Source organism: Pedococcus sp. P2_E5, from assembly GCF_056403895.1.
The window spans coordinates 17,143-33,854 of the sequence record NZ_JBFUEP010000037.1 but is presented as its reverse complement, the minus strand read 5'-3'; the positions used below and the strand labels follow the sequence as shown (position 1 = coordinate 33,854).

Genomic DNA, 16,712 nt, shown 5'->3' with positions numbered 1-16,712 from the left:
CCGGCGGCGTGGCGGCTGGGGCCACCGCGCCCTGCGAGGATGGCGGTGATGACTGCTGACCACGCGAGCCCCGAGGCCGCGAGCCCGCCACTGCTCACCGACCTCCTCCCGGGCGGCGTCGCGGACCCGGACGACGTGTATGCCACGTTCGAGGGCTGGGCGCGGGAGCGTGGGCTGCCGCTGTACCCCCACCAGGACGAGGCGCTGCTCGCCGTGCTGGCCGGGGAGAACGTCGTCCTGTCCACCCCGACGGGTTCCGGGAAGTCGCTCGTCGCCACGGGCGCGCACCTGGCCGCCCTCGCCACCGACAGGGTCAGCTTCTACACCGCTCCCATCAAGGCGCTGGTGAGCGAGAAGTTCTTTGCGCTGTGCGAGGTCTTCGGCGCGTCCGAGGTCGGCATGCTGACCGGCGACGCCTCCGTGAACCCCGACGCCCCGATCATCTGCTGCACGGCCGAGATCCTGGCCAACATCGCGCTGCGCGAGGGCGCCGATGCCGATGTGGGCCTGGTCATCATGGACGAGTTCCACTTCTACGCCGAGCCCGACCGGGGCTGGGCCTGGCAGGTGCCGCTGCTCGAGCTGCCGCAGGCACAGTTCGTCCTGATGTCCGCGACCCTGGGCGACCTCACCGACCTCGCTGAGGACCTGACCAGCCGCAACGGCCGACCGACGACCATGGTCACCGGGACCGAACGACCGGTGCCGCTGAGCTTCACGTGGGCGCTGACCCCTCTCGCGGAGACGATCGAGGAGCTCCTCACCACCCACCAGTCGCCCGTGTACGTCGTCCACTTCACCCAGGCCGCGGCGCTCGAGCAGGCCCAGGCACTGCTGTCGCTCAAGGGCACCGTGAAGGCGGACAAGGCCGCCATCGCCGAGCGGATCGGCGGGTTCCGGTTCACCGCCGGCTTCGGGCGGACGCTGTCGAAGCTCGTCCGCTCCGGCATCGGGGTCCACCACGCCGGGATGCTGCCGCGCTACCGGCGACTGGTCGAGCAGCTCGCCCAGGACGGCCTGCTCAAGGTCATCTGCGGGACCGACACCCTCGGTGTCGGCATCAACGTGCCGATCCGCACCGTCCTGTTCACCGGGCTGGTCAAGTTCGACGGGTCGCGGCAACGGGTGCTCAAGGCGCGCGAGTTCCACCAGATCGCGGGACGGGCGGGCCGGGCCGGGTTCGACACCAGCGGTTCGGTGGTCGTCCAGGCCCCCGAGCACGTCATCGACAACGCGCGGGCTATCGCCAAGGCCGGCGACGACCCCAAGAAGCTCAGGAAGGTGCAGCGTCGCAAGCCCGCCGACGGTGAGGTGTCGTGGACCGAGCAGACCTACGACAAGCTCGTCGCCGCCGAACCGGAACCGCTGGTCTCCCGCATGCGGGTGGACCACTCGATGATCCTCAACGTCGTCCAGCGGCCGGGCGACCCGGTACGCGCGCTCAGCCACCTCCTGCGGGACAACCACGAGCCGCCCCGCGGGCAGGCCAAGCTGTCCCGTCGCGCCATCACTCTGGGCAAGAGCCTGCTCGACACCGGGGTGCTCCGTCGCATCTCGCCGCCGGACCCCCACGGCCGCACCATCGAGGTGCGTGGTGAGCTGCAGCACGACTTCGCCCTCAACCAGCCGCTGGCACCGCTGGCCCTCGCCGCTCTCGACGTGCTCGACCCGCAGTCCCCCAGCTACGCCCTCGACGTCGTGTCGGTCATCGAGGCGATCCTCGACGATCCACTCCAGGTCCTGATGGCGCAGCAGTTCAAGGCCCGCGGCGAGGCGGTGGGTGAGATGAAGGCCGACKGGATCGAGTACGACGAGCGGATGGCCCTGCTCGAGGACGTGACGTGGCCGCGACCGCTCGCCGACCTGCTCGAGGCGACGTTCGAGATCTTCCGGCAGAGCCACCCGTGGGTGTCCGAGTCGGCGCTGTCGCCCAAGTCGGTGGTTCGCGACATGTACGAGCGCGCCATGACCTTCACCGAGTTCGTCTCGACCTACCAGCTGGCCCGGTCCGAGGGCCTCGTCCTGCGCTACCTCACCGATGCCTATCGGACCCTGCGCCAGACCGTGCCTGACGCCCACCACAGCGAGCAGTTCGACGACCTCTTCGAGTGGCTCGGCGAGACGGTGCGGCAGACCGACTCCTCGCTCCTCGACGAGTGGGAAGCCCTGACCGACCCCGACGCCAACGAACGCCTCGAGGAGCTCGAAGGACTGGCAGCACACGGCGGGACCCGGCCCACCCGACCGATCACGTCGAACGAGCGCGCCTTCCGGGTGATGGTCCGCAACGCCATGTTCCGTCGTGTCGAGCTCGCCAGCCGCGACCGGTTCGGCGACCTCGCCGCGCTGGACGCCTCCCAGGCCGCCCTTCCTGAGCCGCCGCGGAACACCCTGATGGACGCGGCGGCGTGGGACGAGGCTCTCGGCGACTACTACGCCGACCACGACACGATCGGCACCGACGCCGAGGCCCGCGGGCCCCAGCTCCTGACCATCACCCCATCGCAGGGCCCCCCGCCGGGCGCCGTGGAACCCGACACCGAGCACCGGCTCTGGCAGGCACGGCAGACCCTCCACGACCCCGAGGGCGACCACGACTGGGTGATCGAGGCGGTGGTCGACCTCGACGCCTCCGACGAGGCCGGCGAGCCGGTGGTCCTCACGACCGCGATGCGACGCCTGTGACACGGGCGAGGTCGAGGGTCATGAACACACTGAACTCGTCGGCCACATAGGGCCCGAACGGGCCGCACGCGGTGAAGCCGTGGGCGGCATACACGGTCCGGGCGGGCGCGAACTCCTCCGTCGAGCCGGTCTCGAGACTCAGGCGGGCGTAGCCCCGCCGCCCGGCTTCGGCCACGACGTGGTCGAGCAGGGTCGCGGCCACCCCGCGGCGGCGGTACGACGGTGCGGTGCGCATCGACTTGAGCTCACCGTGGGTGGCATCGAGCTCGCGCAGGGCCGCGCAGCCGAGCACCTGCTCGCGGTCCCAGAGACTCCAGAACGTCAGGTCGGGCGTCCGCAGCCGGTCGAGGTCGAGGGTGTGCACACTCTCCGGGGGCGAGTAGCGGCGCATGTCCTCGACGTGCTCGGCCAGCAGGGTCGCCACCTGGGGCGTGTCGAGGCCGCCCAGCCTGATCTCCATCACGTGTGGCGGGGGCAGGTGGCTCAGGCCGCGAAGCCCGCGAGCTCGCTGGCGAGCTCGGGGTGCACACGAGCCTTGAGCAGGGTGCCGTGGCCCGTGTGCTCGCTGGAGAGCACCTCGGCCTCCTCGTGCAGGCGGCTGACGAGGTCGCCGCGGTCGTAGGGCACCAGGACCTCGACGTCGATCGTGGGTCGCGGCAGCTCGTCGGCGATCAGGGCACGCAGCTCGTCCAGCCCGGCGCCCGTGCGGGCCGACACGACGATGGAGTGCTTCTCGTGACGCTGGATCCGGTCGAGCACCTCGGGGTCGGCCGCGTCGGCCTTGTTGATGACGATGACCTCGCGGACGTTGGCCGCCTCGACGTCGGCCAGGACCGCGCGGACGGCACTGATCTGTCCCTCGGGGTCCGGGTGCGAACCGTCGACGACGTGCAGCAGCAGGTCGGCGTCCGCCACCTCCTCGAGCGTCGAGCGGAAGGCCTCGACCAGCTGGGTGGGAAGCTGGCGGACGAACCCGACCGTGTCGGCGAGCGTGTAGAGCCGGCCGTCCTCGGTCTCGGCACGACGGACTGTCGGGTCGAGGGTGGCGAACAGCTGGTTCTCCACCAGGACACCGGCGCCGGTGAGTCGGTTGAGAAGCGAGGACTTGCCGGCGTTGGTGTAGCCGGCGATCGCGACGCTCGGCACCTCGTGGGTCTTGCGACTGAGGCGGCGGGTGTCGCGGCTGGTCTTCATCTCCTTGATCTCGCGGCGGAGCTTGGCCATCCGGGTGTTGATGCGGCGCCGGTCGAGCTCGATCTTCGTCTCACCTGGACCACGCGACCCCATGCCCTGGCCACCAGCAGCCTGTCCACCGGCCTGCCGGGACATCGACTCACCCCAGCCACGCAGGCGCGGCAGGAGGTACTGCAGCTGGGCCAGCTCGACCTGGGCCTTGCCCTCCTTGGACTTCGCGTGCTGGGCGAAGATGTCGAGGATCAAGGCGGTCCGGTCGATGACCTTGACCTTGACGACGTCCTCGAGCGCGCGGCGCTGGCTGGGCGTGAGCTCGGTGTCGCAGATGACCGTGTCGGCGCCTTCGGCGATGACGATGTCACGCAGCTCGATCGCCTTGCCCGAGCCGAGGTAGGTGCCGGTGTCGGGCTTGGCGCGGCGCTGGACGAGCCCGGCGAGCACGGTCGAACCCGCGGTCTCGGCCAGTGCGGCGAGCTCGCGCATCGAGTTGTCGGCGTCCTCGGCGGTGCCCTCTGTCCAGACGGCCGCGAGGACCACGCGCTCGAGCCGCAGCTGGCGGTACTCGACCTCGGTGATGTCCTCGAGCTCGGTGGACAGCCCCGCGACGCGGCGCAGGGCAGCGCGGTCCTCGCGGTCGTACTGGTCGCCGTCGTAGCCGGCCCCGTCGCTGTCGAGGAATCCGTCCTCGGTCGCCAGCGCGGTGGCCTTCAGGTCAAAGATGTCTGATCGCTTCAGTGTCATGTCCCCTCAAGAATCTCACCTTTTCAACCGCCGCAGCGACCGCTTTATGTCCCGCCGTCTACCGTTGGCCCCGATGAGCACGCAAGACCACTACTTCACGGCCGAACCGGCGAGCCCCGCCCAGCAGCGCACGATCACGGTGCGACTGGCCGGACAGACCGTCGAGGTGCGCTCCGCGGCGGGCATCTTCAGCCCCGGCGGCGTGGACCAGGGCACCGCCGTCCTGCTGCGGCACGCCCCCGCCCCGCCCCCCGAGGGCGCCCTGCTGGACCTCGGCTGCGGCTGGGGACCGATCGCCCTCACCCTGGCGCTCCGCTCGCCACAGGCGACCGTGTATGCCGTGGACGTGAACGAGCGTGCGCTGGACCTGCTGCGCACCACGGCGACGTCGCTGGGGCTGGACCGGGTGCACGCGACCCAGCCGGACGGCATACCGGAGGGTGTGCGGTTCGACGCGATCTGGTCGAACCCCCCGATCCGGGTCGGCAAGGCGGTGCTGCACGACCTCATGCTCACCTGGCTGCCGCGCCTGGCGCCCGGTGGCGCGGCCCACCTCGTCGTGCAGAAGAACCTCGGGTCGGACTCGTTGCAGCGCTGGCTCGCCGAGCAGCTGGACCCGCAGGCTTTCGCCGTGTCACGGTTCACCTCGGACAGGGGCTTTCGGATCCTGGAGGTCCGCCGCACTCCCTAGGGCGCGTCCGGTCAACCACTGGGCCCGAGGCCCGTAAGCACCTCAGACGAGGTCGGTGCTGCCGTCTGCGACCAGGGCTGCCGGGMCGGCCAGCTCGACCTCGTGGTCGGGCAGCGCGCGCACCCTGAGTCGGCCACCGGGGACGTCGACGGTCCAGGTGTCCGTCACGTCGCCTGCCCAGAAGCGGGTGGCCAGAGCCGCCGCGGCGGCACCGGTGCCACACGACCGCGTCTCCCCCACGCCACGCTCGTGCACCCGCATGCGGATGTGTCCGACGCCCATGGGCCGGACGAACTCGACGTTCGTGCCGTGCGGAGGGAGGGGGTTGACCAGCGGAAGTCGGTGCAGGTCAAGGGAATCCAGGTCGATCTGCTCCGGCAGCGCCACCACGGTGTGGGGGTTGCCGAGGTCCAGGCTGAGCGCGGACAGCGGTTCGTGGCCATCGAGGTGGACCAGCGCGTCGAACCCCTCCTCGTCGGCGATCACCTGCTGGGCCAACCGCCACGGCCCGAGGTTGACCGCGATGAGGTCGGGCGACTCGAACCGCACCAGCTTGGTGCCGGCCCGGGTCGCGATGGCGAACTCGTCCGCCGTCTCGAGGCCCTCTCGGCGCAGGTAGGCCGCGAAGACCCGGGTGCCGTTGCCGCACATCTCGGCGACGCTGCCATCGGCGTTGCGGTAGTCCATGAACCACCTGGCTGCCTGGGCCTGCGCCAGGATGCCGCCTTCGGTGGCCAGCGCCGTGGGCACCACCCGGATGACGCCGTCGCCACCGATGCCCGCCCGGCGGTCGGCCAGCCGGGCCGCCTGCTGCGCGGTCAGGTCGCGAACACCCTCCAGGTCGGGCACGAGCACGAAGTCGTTCTCGGTCCCGTGGCCCTTGGTGAAGGCGGTCTGGTCAGCCATGCGCCCCATTGTCCCTGATCGCCGCCCGGACCAGCGCAACTGCCTGTTCGGTCACGTCGGGGGCAAGTGCGTCGAGCCACGTGATGCGCGGGTCGGGGTTGAACCACGACTCCTGACGGCGGGCGAAACGCCGGGTCAGTGCGGTCGTCTGATCCTGGGCCTGCTCCGTGGTGAGGATCCCGTCGAGCTCGGCCAGGGCCTGCGCATAGCCCAGCGCCCGCGCAGCCGTCCGGCCCTCGCGCAACCCCAGGGACTCGAGGTGGCGCACCTCCCCGAGCAGCCCCTGCTCCCACATGCCGCGCACACGGGCGGCGATCCGCTCGTCGAGGCGGGCACGCGGCATACGCAGGCCGACCACGACGGTCGGCTGCACGTGGGTGCGCGTGGGCATCGTCGCCGAGAACGGTCGTCCCGTGAGCTCGATGACCTCGAGGGCGCGCACGATGCGCCGCACGTTGCCGGGCTCCATCGCCTGCGCCGCAACGGGATCCAGCTCCTCGAGGCGTGCATGGCTCGCGGCCGCACCGACGGCATCGGCCTCGGCCTCGAGTCGCGCGCGCACGGCGGCATCGGTCGGCGGGATGTCGAGGATGTCGAGGGCGGCACGGACATAGAGTCCCGAGCCACCTGCCAGCACCGGGTGGTGACCGCGGCCCTGGATGGCGGCGATGTCGGCTCGCGCCGCCAGCTGGTAGGCGGCGACGCTCGCCTCCTGCGTGACCTCCAGCACATCGAGCTGGTGGTGGGGTATGCCGCGTCGCTCGGCCAGCGGGACCTTGGCCGTCCCGATGTCCATGCCCCGGTAGAGCTGGCTGGCGTCGGCACTGACCACCTCGCCCCCGAGGGCCTCGGCGAGGTCGAGGGCGAGGTCGGACTTGCCCGTCGCCGTGGGTCCGACGACGCCGACCACCATGGGCGTCATCGGCGCACAGGTCGTGCTCGGGTCACAGGTCGTGCTCGTGGTCGTGCCAGTGCTCGCTGTCGGGGTCGTCGTGGTCGTGGTCGTGACCGAACGGATCCGGATCGACACCGGGGTGCCAGGCGAACCCGGGCTTGCCCCAGCCCTGCTTCTTGACCGCCTTGCGCGCCTTCCTGCCCCACCGCTCGCCCAGGCGGTCGACGTAGAGGAAGCCGTTGAGGTGGTCGTACTCGTGCTGCATGCAGCGGGCGAACCAGCCCGTGGCCTCGAACGAGAGCTCCGCACCGTCGACGTCGAAACCGGTGACCGTCGCCGACTCTCCGCGCTTGAGCGGGAAGCTCTCCCCCGGCACCGAGAGGCACCCCTCCGCCTCGTCGTGCGGGTCCGGCTCGTCGAGGGAGGCCTTGGTCGAGGTGACGTAGGGGTTGACGATGGCCCCCCGCGCGGGGACACCGTCCTCGTTGTCCATCTGCCAGGTGAAGACGCGAAGGCCGACGCCGATCTGGGGAGCGGCCAGGCCAACTCCGTTGGCGGCGTCCATGGTGTCGAACATGTCGGCGACGAGGCTGCGCAGGTCGTCGTCGAACGTCGCCACGGGTTCGGCCCGGCGATGGAGCACGGGCTCGCCGGTGATGACGATGGGGCGGACGGTCATGGCCGGAAGTCTTCCAGACGGCGCTGGTCGCACCCGGTTCCGGGTGCTGCCGCGCTCAGCCGCACGACGGCGCCGGGACCGCGGCCGGTCGGCCCACACCCGGCATACCCAGGGAAACCCCCGGCTTGCCCGGGACCGGCGCGTCCTGCAGGGCTGCCCACGCGTCGCCACCCGTGGTGCGCCGCACGGAGTAGGCACCACCCTCCAGGGCGGCGTCGGCCACGAGGTGGTGCGGGGCGCCGTAGGTGACACCGACGGTGACCATGTCGCCGGGCCGAGGGCGCTCAGCGCCGTCAGGGACGGCGAAGTGGACCAGCCGGTTGTCACGCGCGCGCCCCGAAAGGCGGTGTGTCGCAGTGTCCTTGCGACCTTCGCCGGTGGCGACGAGGACTTCGACGTCCCGACCCTCGACGGTGCGGTTCTCGGCCCAGGAGATCTCCTCCTGTGCGGCGATGAGCCGCTCGTACCGCTCCTGGACCACGGCCTTCGGCACCTGGTCCGCCATCGTCGCAGCCGGCGTGCCCGCGCGGATCGAGTACTGGAAGGTGAACGCGCTGGCGAACCGGGACTCGCGCACCACCCGCAGCGTCTCCTCGAAATCCGCCTCGGTCTCGCCCGGGAAACCCACGATGATGTCGGTCGTGATCGCGGCATCGGGGATCTGCTCACGCACCCGGTCGATGATGCCGAGGAACTTCTCGCTGCGGTAGGACCGGCGCATCTGCTTCAGGACGCGGTCCGACCCCGACTGCAAAGGCATGTGCAGGCTCGGCATGACGTTGGGGGTCTGGGCCATCGCGGCGATGACGTCGTCGGTGAAGGCCGCCGGGTGGGGGCTGGTGAAGCGCACCCGCTCGAGCCCGTCGACGTCACCGCAGGCGCGCAGGAGCTTGCCGAAGGCGAACCGGTCGCCGAACTCGACGCCGTAGGTGTTGACGTTCTGCCCCAGCAGGGTGATCTCGACGACGCCCTGCTCGACCAGGGCCTGTACCTCGGCAAGGACGTCACCGGGGCGACGGTCGGCCTCCTTGCCGCGCAGGCTCGGGACGATGCAGAACGTGCAGGTGTTGTTGCAGCCCACTGAGATCGACACCCATCCGGCGTAGGCCGAGTCGCGCCGGGTGGGGAGCGTGCTGGGGAACACCTCGAGGCTCTCGAGGATCTCGACCTCGGCGCGCTTGTTGTGGCGGGCCCGGTCGAGCAGGGCGGGCAGGCTTCCGATGTTGTTGGTGCCGAACACGACGTCGACCCACGGAGCACGCTGCACGATCGTGGAGCGGTCCTTCTGCGCCATGCAGCCGCCGACCGCGATCTGCATGTCGGGGTTCCTGGTCTTGGCAGGACGCAGCTGGCCGAGGTTGCCGTAGAGCTTGTTGTCGGCGTTCTCACGCACCGCACAGGTGTTGAAGACGACGACGTCGGCCGCCTCCGGCCGCGTGGTCGCGGGCAGGCTGTTGACGTCGATGTAGCCCGCCGTCTCGAGCAGGCCGGCGAGCCGCTCCGAGTCGTGCACGTTCATCTGGCAGCCGTGCGTGCGGACGTCGTAGGTCTTGGGTGCAGTGGTGGTGGTACTCATCGCACGCCAAGGGTACGGGGTGAACGCGCCGACTCAGTCGCGCTGATGCTCGGGGGCGGCGGCAATCGCCTCGCGGATGACCGCCATCGCCAGGTCTGCGGGGTAGCCCTTGCGCGCGAGCATCCCGGCCAGTCGCCGCTTCTGGACGACCGGCTCCAGTCCGTGCATCGACCTGAGCCGCTTGGTCACGAGCTGTGCGGCACGGTCGCGCTCGTCCTCGGGGTTGATCGACTCGAGGGTCGCCCTGGCGGTCTCGTCGTCGACACCCTTGGTCCGCAGCTCACGCGCCAGCGCGCGCCGGGCCAGGCCGCGTCCGGCTTGTTGCGACCGGACGAGCATCCCCGCGTAGGCCTCGTCGTCGACCAGCCCGACCGAGGTCATCCGGTCGAGCACGGCCTCGGCGACATCGTCGGGACAGTTGCGTTGGCGCAGCTTGTCACGCAGCTGCTGACGACTCTTGGGCGACAGGGCGAGCTGTCGCAGCACGATCTGGCGCGCGACGTCGTAGGCGTCCGGCTCGCCGTCACGCGCCTGGAGGTCTGCCTCGGGGTCGCCGGGGACGGGTTGCCAGGCCCGTGGGCGTGCCGGTCTCGGCTGCGGCTCGTCGGCGGGAGCGGACGCCGCGGCCAGGGCCGCCTCAAGGGCTGCCCTGGCCGCGTCGTGTCGTTCGGTCATTGCGGATCAGTCACTGCTCGCTCAGTGGCGGGTCGCTCGAGCCGTGGCTCAGAACTCGACCGGCACCTCGGGGACGGCGTCGGCCGGCTTGTCGACCTGCGGACCGATCCCGAGCTTTTCCTTGATCTTCTTCTCGATCTCGTTGCCGAGGTCGGGGTTGTCCTTGAGGAACTGACGGGCGTTCTCCTTGCCCTGCCCGAGCTGGTCACCCTCGTAGGTGTACCAAGCTCCGGCCTTGCGGACGAAGCCCTGCTCGACGCCCATGTCGATGAGCCCACCCTCGCGGGAGATGCCCTGGCCGTAGAGGATGTCGAACTCGGCCTGCTTGAACGGCGGCRCCACCTTGTTCTTGACGACCTTGACCCGGGTGCGGTTGCCGACCGGCTCGCTGCCGTCCTTGAGCGTCTCGATGCGACGCACGTCCAGGCGCACCGAGGCGTAGAACTTCAGCGCCTTGCCACCTGTCGTCGTCTCGGGCGAGCCGAACATGACGCCGATCTTCTCGCGCAGCTGGTTGATGAAGATGGCCGTCGTGCCGGTGTTGTTGAGGGCGCCGGTGAGCTTGCGCAGGGCCTGGGACATCAGCCGGGCCTGCAGGCCGACGTGGCTGTCACCCATCTCGCCCTCGATCTCGGCACGTGGCACGAGCGCGGCGACGGAGTCGATGACGATGATGTCGATGGCGCCCGAGCGGATCAGCATGTCGGCGATCTCGAGCGCCTGCTCCCCCGTGTCGGGCTGGCTGACCAGGAGTGCGTCGGTGTCGACCCCGAGCTTCTTGGCGTAGTCAGGGTCGAGGGCGTGCTCGGCGTCGATGAACGCTGCGATACCGCCGGCCTTCTGCGCACTGGCCACCGCGTGCAGCGCGACCGTCGTCTTGCCCGAGGACTCCGGGCCGTAGATCTCCACGACGCGGCCGCGGGGGAGCCCGCCGATGCCGAGCGCGACATCGAGCGCGATCGAGCCGGTGGGGATCACGTCGATGGGGGGCCGGACGTCGTCGCCGAGGCGCATGACCGCACCCTTGCCGAACGACTTCTCGATCTGCCCCATCACGCTGTCGAGGGACTTTGCCTTCTGGTCCACAGTGGGAGTGTTCGCTCCAGCCATTCTGGCCACCGTTCCTTCTTTCGCTTCGAGTCGGGCGCGCCTGCCTTCGACCCTGGGGCAGCTGATCTGCTTGTCGGGTCAGACGCTAGGTGTCGGCACCGACAGCCGTCCGGGACGCTCTCGCGGCCTGTGGACGGTGGGTCTGTCGCGGTTCCACCTGTGGATGACATTACCGAACACCTGTTCGAAATCCGGCATCCGACGCGCGACACGCCGCCATCTTTTCCGCGACACCTCTCGCGACCCTCCCCGGACGGTGCGAGACAGGTCCCGAGACCTTCCCCAAGGCGCTCGGGGAGACCAGCCGCAGGTCCGCCTCCGCCGGTTCAGTCCTCCGTGCGACCGTCGCGCCGCATCGGCGTGTGCGGGATCCCGTCGTCGAGGAAGCCTCGTCCGCTCGGCGCGAAACCGAACGCGGCATACCAGTCCACAAGGTGCGACTGGGCGTCGAGCACCACGGCTCGCTCCCCCGCCACGTCGAGCGCCGCTCGCACCAGCAGCCGGGCCAGACCGTGGCCGCGCGCCTGCGGCGCCGTCGCCACCCGACCGATGCGCAGGGCCTCCCCGTCGTCCAGCAACCGCAGGGTCGCCACCGGCAGACCGTCCTGCTCGACCCACAGGTGGCGCGTCGCCGGCTCGAGGTCACGGCCGTCGAGGTCGAGGTAGGGGCAGTCCTGCTCCACGACGAAGACCTGGGAACGCAGCGCCCACAAGCGGTACCCCGTCAGGGGGTCGAGGTCGGCAAAGCCCGCCAGCCGCACACCGTCCGCCCGCTCCTGCATGTCGTCGATGCTAGGCGCCCGGAGGACGACGACCGAGGGACTACGACCGAGGGACTACGAGAGGAGCAGCTTCTCCAGGCGGCGGGCCGTCCCCACGACGCCGATCCCGCCCAGCACCACGAGGTAGCCCACGTGCGCGAGCACCCCCCAGCCGACGTCGCCGAGCATCAGCGCGCGTTCGAGGGCGACGCCGTGGTAGAGCGGCGTCACCCGCACCAGCCACTGGAGGGCCTCGGGATAGGTCGACAGCGGGAAGAACGTCGCGGAGAACAGGAACATCGGCTGGATGGCCAAGGTGATGTAGTCGAAGTGCACCCAGGACTTCATGAACGTGGTCGCGAACATCCCCAGCGCGGCGAAGGCGAACCCTATGAAGACCGCAGCCGGCAGGGCCAGCAGAGCCCACCACGACCCGACCGCCCCTGCGAGCAGCGCGACGACGAGGAAGGCCGCGGAGTAGAGGCCACCACGGATGAGGGACCAGGCGATCTCGCCGACGGCGATGTCGCGCGGGCCCATCGGCGTCGCGAGGACCGCGTCGTAGAGCTTGGCGTAGCGCAGCTTGAAGAACACGTTGAAGGTCGAGTCGAACACGGCGCCGTTCATCGCCGAGGCGGCCAGCAGCGCGGGGGCCACGAACTGGGGGTAGGAGACCACTGCACCCGAGTCGGTCGTGACGGTCTTCACGAGCGCACCGATGCCGATACCGAGGGAGAACAGGTAGAACACCGGCTCGGCGAACCCGGTCACCAGCGCGATCCAGCCGTGGCGGAACGACGTGACGTTGCGTTCGATGAGCATCCTGGCCAGTCCGGCCCCGGCGGGCATCGGCACCAGCCTGGCCAGCCGCGCCGACGCCTGTGCGCGCCCGGACCCGGACGAGGACCCGGACGCGGACCGGGGGCTGGAGGTCGAGGTGCTCACGGGACCAGCCGCCTCGCGAAGGCCTTCTCCGCGAGCCACCAGCCCACCGCGGCATACATCGCCAGCACCAGCAGGTGACCGAAGAACGGCGCCCAGACGACAACACCTGTCGCCACCGCACGACACGCCTCCACCCCGTGCCACAGCGGGGTGACCCACGCGATGGGCTGCATCCAGCCGGGCAGCTGCTCGATGGGGAAGAACGTGCCGGAGAACAGCATCAGCGGCGTCACGATCCAGCGGAACAGGATGTTGAAGCCGTCATCGCCCTCCTGCCTGGCGGTGAACGCGAAGATCGGGGTGGTGAACGCCATCCCCGTGAGGATCGCGATCGGCAGGCACAGGACCGCGTACACGGACCCGAAGCCACCGAACAGCGACGCCACCGCCATGAAGATCGCCGTGGCCGTCGTGAGGTGGGCAGCCACCGCGAGGAAGTGGCCTCGCAGGACGTCGCGCACGGTCATGGGCGACGCGAGCATGGCGTGGTAGCCCATGTTCCACTTGATGTAGCCGAGCACCTGGTAGGTCGACTCCCCCATCGCGACCCACATCGTCTGGGTGGCGACGATGGCCGGGACGACGAACTGCAGGTAGGGCAGGCCGCCCACTCCGCCCACCCGGTCGTCGACGAGTGAGCCCAACCCGATGCCCATGGCCAGCAGGAAGAACAGCGGCGACAGGAACCGGCCGATGATGCTCCCTCGCCACGTGCGTCGGTAGACCGTGAGGAAGTAGGTGAAGACGGCGAGGACCCGTTCGGTGGCGGAGAGGGGCTGACGGATGCCGTGGTCCGCCCGGGACTGGGGATGAAGCTGCGGCTGCGGCTCGTGGAGCGCCATCAGTCCACCAGGGTCCGGCCGGTGAGGTGCAGGAACACGTCCTCGAGCGTGGCTCGGCGCACGAGCGAGGACAGGGGTGCGATCCCGCGCGAGTGCACGAGTGCCGCAGCCTGGTCACCGTCGTCGGCGTAGACGAGGAGTCGATCGGGCAGTACCTCGACCCGCTCGCCGATGCCGACGACCTGCTCGGCGAAGTCCTTGTGGTCCTCGGCGTCGAAGCGCAGCTCGAGGACCTCTCGCGTGGAGAACTCGTCGATGAGCGAGCGCGGCGACCCCTCGGCGACGATGCGTCCGTGGTCCATCACCACGAGCCGGTCGCAGAGCTGCTCGGCCTCGTCCATGTAGTGGGTGGTCAGCACGAGCGTCACCCCCGACCGCTTGAGCCGGAACAGCCTGTCCCACAACACGTGTCGAGCCTGTGGGTCCAGACCCGTGGTCGGCTCGTCGAGCAGCAGGATCTCGGGTGAGTTGATGAGGGAGCGCGCGATCGTCAGACGTCGCTTCATGCCGCCCGACAGCGGCTCGACCTTGTCCTTGGCGCGGTCGGTGAGCTGGGCGAAGTCGAGCAGCTCAGCCGCACGGGAGCGGGCCTCCCTGCGCGAGAGGCCGAAGTAGCGCCCGTAGATCCAGAGGTTCTCCTCGACGGTGAGCTCCTCGTCGAGGGTGTCGCGCTGCGGACAGTTGCCGAGCCTGGCCCGGATGGCGGGGCCGCTGCCGGCTGGGTCGAGCCCGAAGAGGCGCAGCTCGCCGCTCGTCACCGGGGACACGCAGCCGACCATCCGCATCGTGGATGACTTGCCGGCGCCATTGGGCCCGAGGAACCCGAAGCACTCGCCCTTGCGGACGGCGAAGTCGATCCCGTCGACCGCCGTGAACTCCCCGAACCTCTTGGTCAGTCCGGTCGCGCTCAACAGGATCTCGTCGTCACCACTCACTCGCCCCAACCTAGCGAGGTCCACCGACAGACTCACGCGCATTTCTGTCAGGTGGTCCAGGCGGTCAGGCGGTCTGGGCGACCTCGAGCTCGACGACCAACGACCGGGCGAGCTCGGCGGCCGGCAGCCTGCGCAGGCTCGCGTGGCCGGTGCCGGCCCACAGATGGACGAGCTCGGCCTCGCCGGTGGCCTTTCCGTGGGCCCGCAAGGGTGCCGTGAGGTGGTGGACGTGCGGGTATGCCGCGGGCGCAGCCTCGCTGAACAGCTCGGTCCACGTCGTGGTCAGGGCACGGGCACTGCGGCCGGTGAAGGCGCGGGTCACGGTGGTGCCGGTCCGGTGGGTCAGGGCGTGCCGGTGCACGGGCGCCGTCCCGGCCTCGGGGCAGTCCAGGAACGCCGTGCCCAGGGCCACTGCAGTCGCACCGGCGCGCAGGACGGCGGCTGCGTCGGCCCCGGTCATGACCCCACCGGTGCCCATCACCGGCAGTTCGGTGAGGCCAGCGACCTCGGTGACCAGTGGCAGCAGCTCGGACTGGGTGGCGCCGGTGTCGACGGGGCCGCCCCGGTGACCTCCCGCCTCCCAACCCTGCACGACGAGGCCGTCGACGCCGAGCTCCTGCGCCCACTCGACCTCCGTGGCCTCGTTGACGGTGACCCACACCTCGACCCCGGTGGCCTGCAGTCGCGCGACCACCTCCGCGGGCGGCCACCCGAAGGCAAAGCTCACCAGGGCGGGCGCCGACTCCACGAGGAGGTCGACCTTCGCGTCGAAGGCGTCGTCGTCGTAGCGCGGCGCCCCCAGCTCGACGCCCGCCGACGCCGCCCACGGGGCGAGCAGCGCGGCATACTCGAGGGCTTCCTGCTGCATGGACGGGCTGTCTGGTGACGGCGCAAAGATGTTGACACCAAAGGGTTCTGGCGTCGCTGCCCGCAGGGCGACGATGTCCTCGTGGAGGCGTTCCGGGGTGAGGTAGGCGCCCGCGAGGAAGGGGAAGACTCCGCCCTCGGTAGCTGCTGCGGCGAGCGCGACCGTCGACGGACCGCCCGCCATCGGTGCCAGGACCAACGGGCGGGCGGACCAGTCGACCGAGGTCACTTCGCCGGTCTCCGCTCGATGCCGAGCCGGCGCGACTCGGGCACGTCCATCGCGTCGCACAGGGCCAGCCAGACCCGCCGAGGGCTCTCTCCGGCCTCGAGCGCCTGGACCACCGTGCGCTCGCCGAGGACCCCGAGGACGAGGTGCTGCGCGAGCGAGGAGGCGTAGCCCTCCCCGAACTCGTCGTTCATCAACACCCAGAAATGGCTCAGCCGCACGCAGTGAGTGTAGGCGGCGGCGCGACCCTGCCCGGTCGGGGCGGGGTGAGGCGGGGCCGGCTCAGCCGGGGTTGGTGGAGGAGTCGCTCTCCAGGTGGAGGTCCGTGACGAGGTCTTCCGGTGCGCGCATCCGCCACGCGTCGGTCACGAGCTCGCGGAGACGGTCGAGCCCCACCTGGGCCAGACGCAGCATCACCAGGGGCACGTTCTCGTATCCGGGCGCGGTGAAGAAGGCGTCGGGCTCACCGAGGAGCAGCGCCTGCTTCTCGCCCTCGTCGCCGACGAAGAGCACCGCGATGTCCATGCGGATCAGCCGTGGCCTGCCCGGTCGGCGCTCCGGATAGGACCAGACGAACCCCTTGTCGCCCACCCGGAAGTCGAATCCGGAACTGGGCACCTCCACCACGTGGGGCAGCGACGTGGCGAGTCTGCGGACGTCCTCGGCGTCAGCCAACGCGGGCGCCCCCAGACCACATCGTGCCCATGCCGTAGAGGGTACGGCGTGGCTGTTCCCAAAGAACGCGCGCGTAGATCTTCACCTCGGGCAGGGCCCGGAGTAGAGTGGGCCTGCTGCCCCGGACCATGGTTGCGAATGAGTGACTGTCCGGGGCTTGTGCGCATCCCCAGACTCTCGTTCGCGACCCGAGGCAGGTCACCGCGCGCCCCTCCCTTCCGCCCCCGAGGGTCGAGGGGCGCGCGAATCAACGCCGACGCTCGACGCGCTCCCTCGCATCGGGCGTCGCGCTGCGAGCCCGCCCGCGCG

Annotated in this window: 17 protein-coding genes; 2 read left to right on the top strand and 15 right to left on the bottom strand. The window is 70.4% G+C overall.

Annotation, left to right across the window (positions count from 1 at the left end; all coding sequences use genetic code 11):
• Positions 1-48 precede the first annotated feature (48 nt).
• Entirely contained in the window at positions 49-2,685 is a 2,637-nt protein-coding gene (locus AC1DVZ_RS13675; RefSeq protein ID WP_477618748.1) for a DEAD/DEAH box helicase, read from the top strand.
• Here AC1DVZ_RS13675 and AC1DVZ_RS13670 read toward each other — a convergent pair.
• Positions 2,660-3,145 carry a GNAT family N-acetyltransferase gene (locus tag AC1DVZ_RS13670; RefSeq protein ID WP_477618747.1) on the bottom strand — a complete coding sequence of 162 codons (486 nt, stop codon included), beginning with the start codon at positions 3,143-3,145 and terminating at the stop codon, positions 2,660-2,662. The genes AC1DVZ_RS13675 and AC1DVZ_RS13670 overlap by 26 nt on opposite strands.
• Before the next feature lie 23 nt (positions 3,146-3,168).
• Entirely contained in the window at positions 3,169-4,620 is a 1,452-nt protein-coding gene (gene hflX, locus AC1DVZ_RS13665) for a GTPase HflX (protein WP_477618746.1), read from the bottom strand.
• Between the two features lie 73 nt (positions 4,621-4,693).
• On the opposite strand from hflX, the gene AC1DVZ_RS13660 reads away from it, so the two are divergent.
• On the top strand, positions 4,694-5,311 hold the full coding sequence (locus AC1DVZ_RS13660) for a class I SAM-dependent methyltransferase (protein WP_477618745.1): 618 nt from the start codon (positions 4,694-4,696) through the stop codon (positions 5,309-5,311).
• 42 nt (positions 5,312-5,353) lie between these two features.
• Here AC1DVZ_RS13660 and dapF read toward each other — a convergent pair whose 3' ends face one another.
• The 13 genes from dapF to AC1DVZ_RS13595 all read right to left on the bottom strand — a co-directional run bounded on the left by dapF (position 5,354) and on the right by AC1DVZ_RS13595 (position 16,403).
• Positions 5,354-6,217 carry a diaminopimelate epimerase gene (dapF, locus tag AC1DVZ_RS13655; RefSeq protein WP_477618744.1) on the bottom strand — a complete coding sequence of 288 codons (864 nt, stop codon included), beginning with the start codon at positions 6,215-6,217 and terminating at the stop codon, positions 5,354-5,356.
• Complete coding sequence (gene miaA, locus AC1DVZ_RS13650; RefSeq protein WP_477618743.1) at positions 6,210-7,139, bottom strand: tRNA (adenosine(37)-N6)-dimethylallyltransferase MiaA; 930 nt, start codon at positions 7,137-7,139, stop codon at positions 6,210-6,212. The genes dapF and miaA overlap by 8 nt, the downstream gene beginning before the upstream one ends.
• 22 nt (positions 7,140-7,161) lie before the next feature.
• Positions 7,162-7,791: a peptide deformylase gene (def, locus tag AC1DVZ_RS13645; RefSeq protein ID WP_477618742.1), complete on the bottom strand. Its 630-nt coding sequence runs from the start codon at positions 7,789-7,791 to the stop codon at positions 7,162-7,164.
• Positions 7,792-7,846: 55 nt separating this feature from the next.
• Positions 7,847-9,367, bottom strand: a complete 1,521-nt coding sequence (miaB, locus tag AC1DVZ_RS13640) for a tRNA (N6-isopentenyl adenosine(37)-C2)-methylthiotransferase MiaB (RefSeq protein WP_477618741.1) — start codon at positions 9,365-9,367, stop codon at positions 7,847-7,849.
• A gap of 33 nt (positions 9,368-9,400) precedes the next feature.
• Positions 9,401-10,042, bottom strand: a complete 642-nt coding sequence (locus AC1DVZ_RS13635) for a regulatory protein RecX (protein WP_477618740.1) — start codon at positions 10,040-10,042, stop codon at positions 9,401-9,403.
• A 48-nt stretch (positions 10,043-10,090) separates the two neighbouring features.
• Positions 10,091-11,152, bottom strand: a complete 1,062-nt coding sequence (gene recA, locus AC1DVZ_RS13630) for a recombinase RecA (protein ID WP_477618739.1) — start codon at positions 11,150-11,152, stop codon at positions 10,091-10,093.
• 326 nt (positions 11,153-11,478) lie between these two features.
• Positions 11,479-11,934 (bottom strand): GNAT family N-acetyltransferase, encoded by a 456-nt coding sequence (locus AC1DVZ_RS13625; protein WP_477618738.1) that lies wholly within the window; start codon positions 11,932-11,934, stop codon positions 11,479-11,481.
• A 54-nt stretch (positions 11,935-11,988) separates the two neighbouring features.
• Entirely contained in the window at positions 11,989-12,858 is an 870-nt protein-coding gene (locus AC1DVZ_RS13620) for an ABC transporter permease (RefSeq protein ID WP_477618737.1), read from the bottom strand.
• Complete coding sequence (locus tag AC1DVZ_RS13615) at positions 12,855-13,700, bottom strand: ABC transporter permease (protein ID WP_477618736.1); 846 nt, start codon at positions 13,698-13,700, stop codon at positions 12,855-12,857. Before AC1DVZ_RS13615 ends, AC1DVZ_RS13620 begins: the two co-directional genes overlap by 4 nt.
• On the bottom strand, positions 13,700-14,635 hold the full coding sequence (locus tag AC1DVZ_RS13610) for an ABC transporter ATP-binding protein (protein WP_477618735.1): 936 nt from the start codon (positions 14,633-14,635) through the stop codon (positions 13,700-13,702). The genes AC1DVZ_RS13615 and AC1DVZ_RS13610 overlap by 1 nt, the downstream gene beginning before the upstream one ends.
• Positions 14,636-14,699: 64 nt before the next feature.
• Positions 14,700-15,731, bottom strand: a complete 1,032-nt coding sequence (locus tag AC1DVZ_RS13605; RefSeq protein WP_477618734.1) for a nitronate monooxygenase — start codon at positions 15,729-15,731, stop codon at positions 14,700-14,702.
• Positions 15,728-15,949 (bottom strand): DUF3046 domain-containing protein, encoded by a 222-nt coding sequence (locus AC1DVZ_RS13600; protein WP_477612510.1) that lies wholly within the window; start codon positions 15,947-15,949, stop codon positions 15,728-15,730. Before AC1DVZ_RS13600 ends, AC1DVZ_RS13605 begins: the two co-directional genes overlap by 4 nt.
• 61 nt (positions 15,950-16,010) lie before the next feature.
• Entirely contained in the window at positions 16,011-16,403 is a 393-nt protein-coding gene (locus AC1DVZ_RS13595) for an MmcQ/YjbR family DNA-binding protein (protein ID WP_477618733.1), read from the bottom strand.
• Between the last annotated feature and the right edge of the window lie 309 nt (positions 16,404-16,712).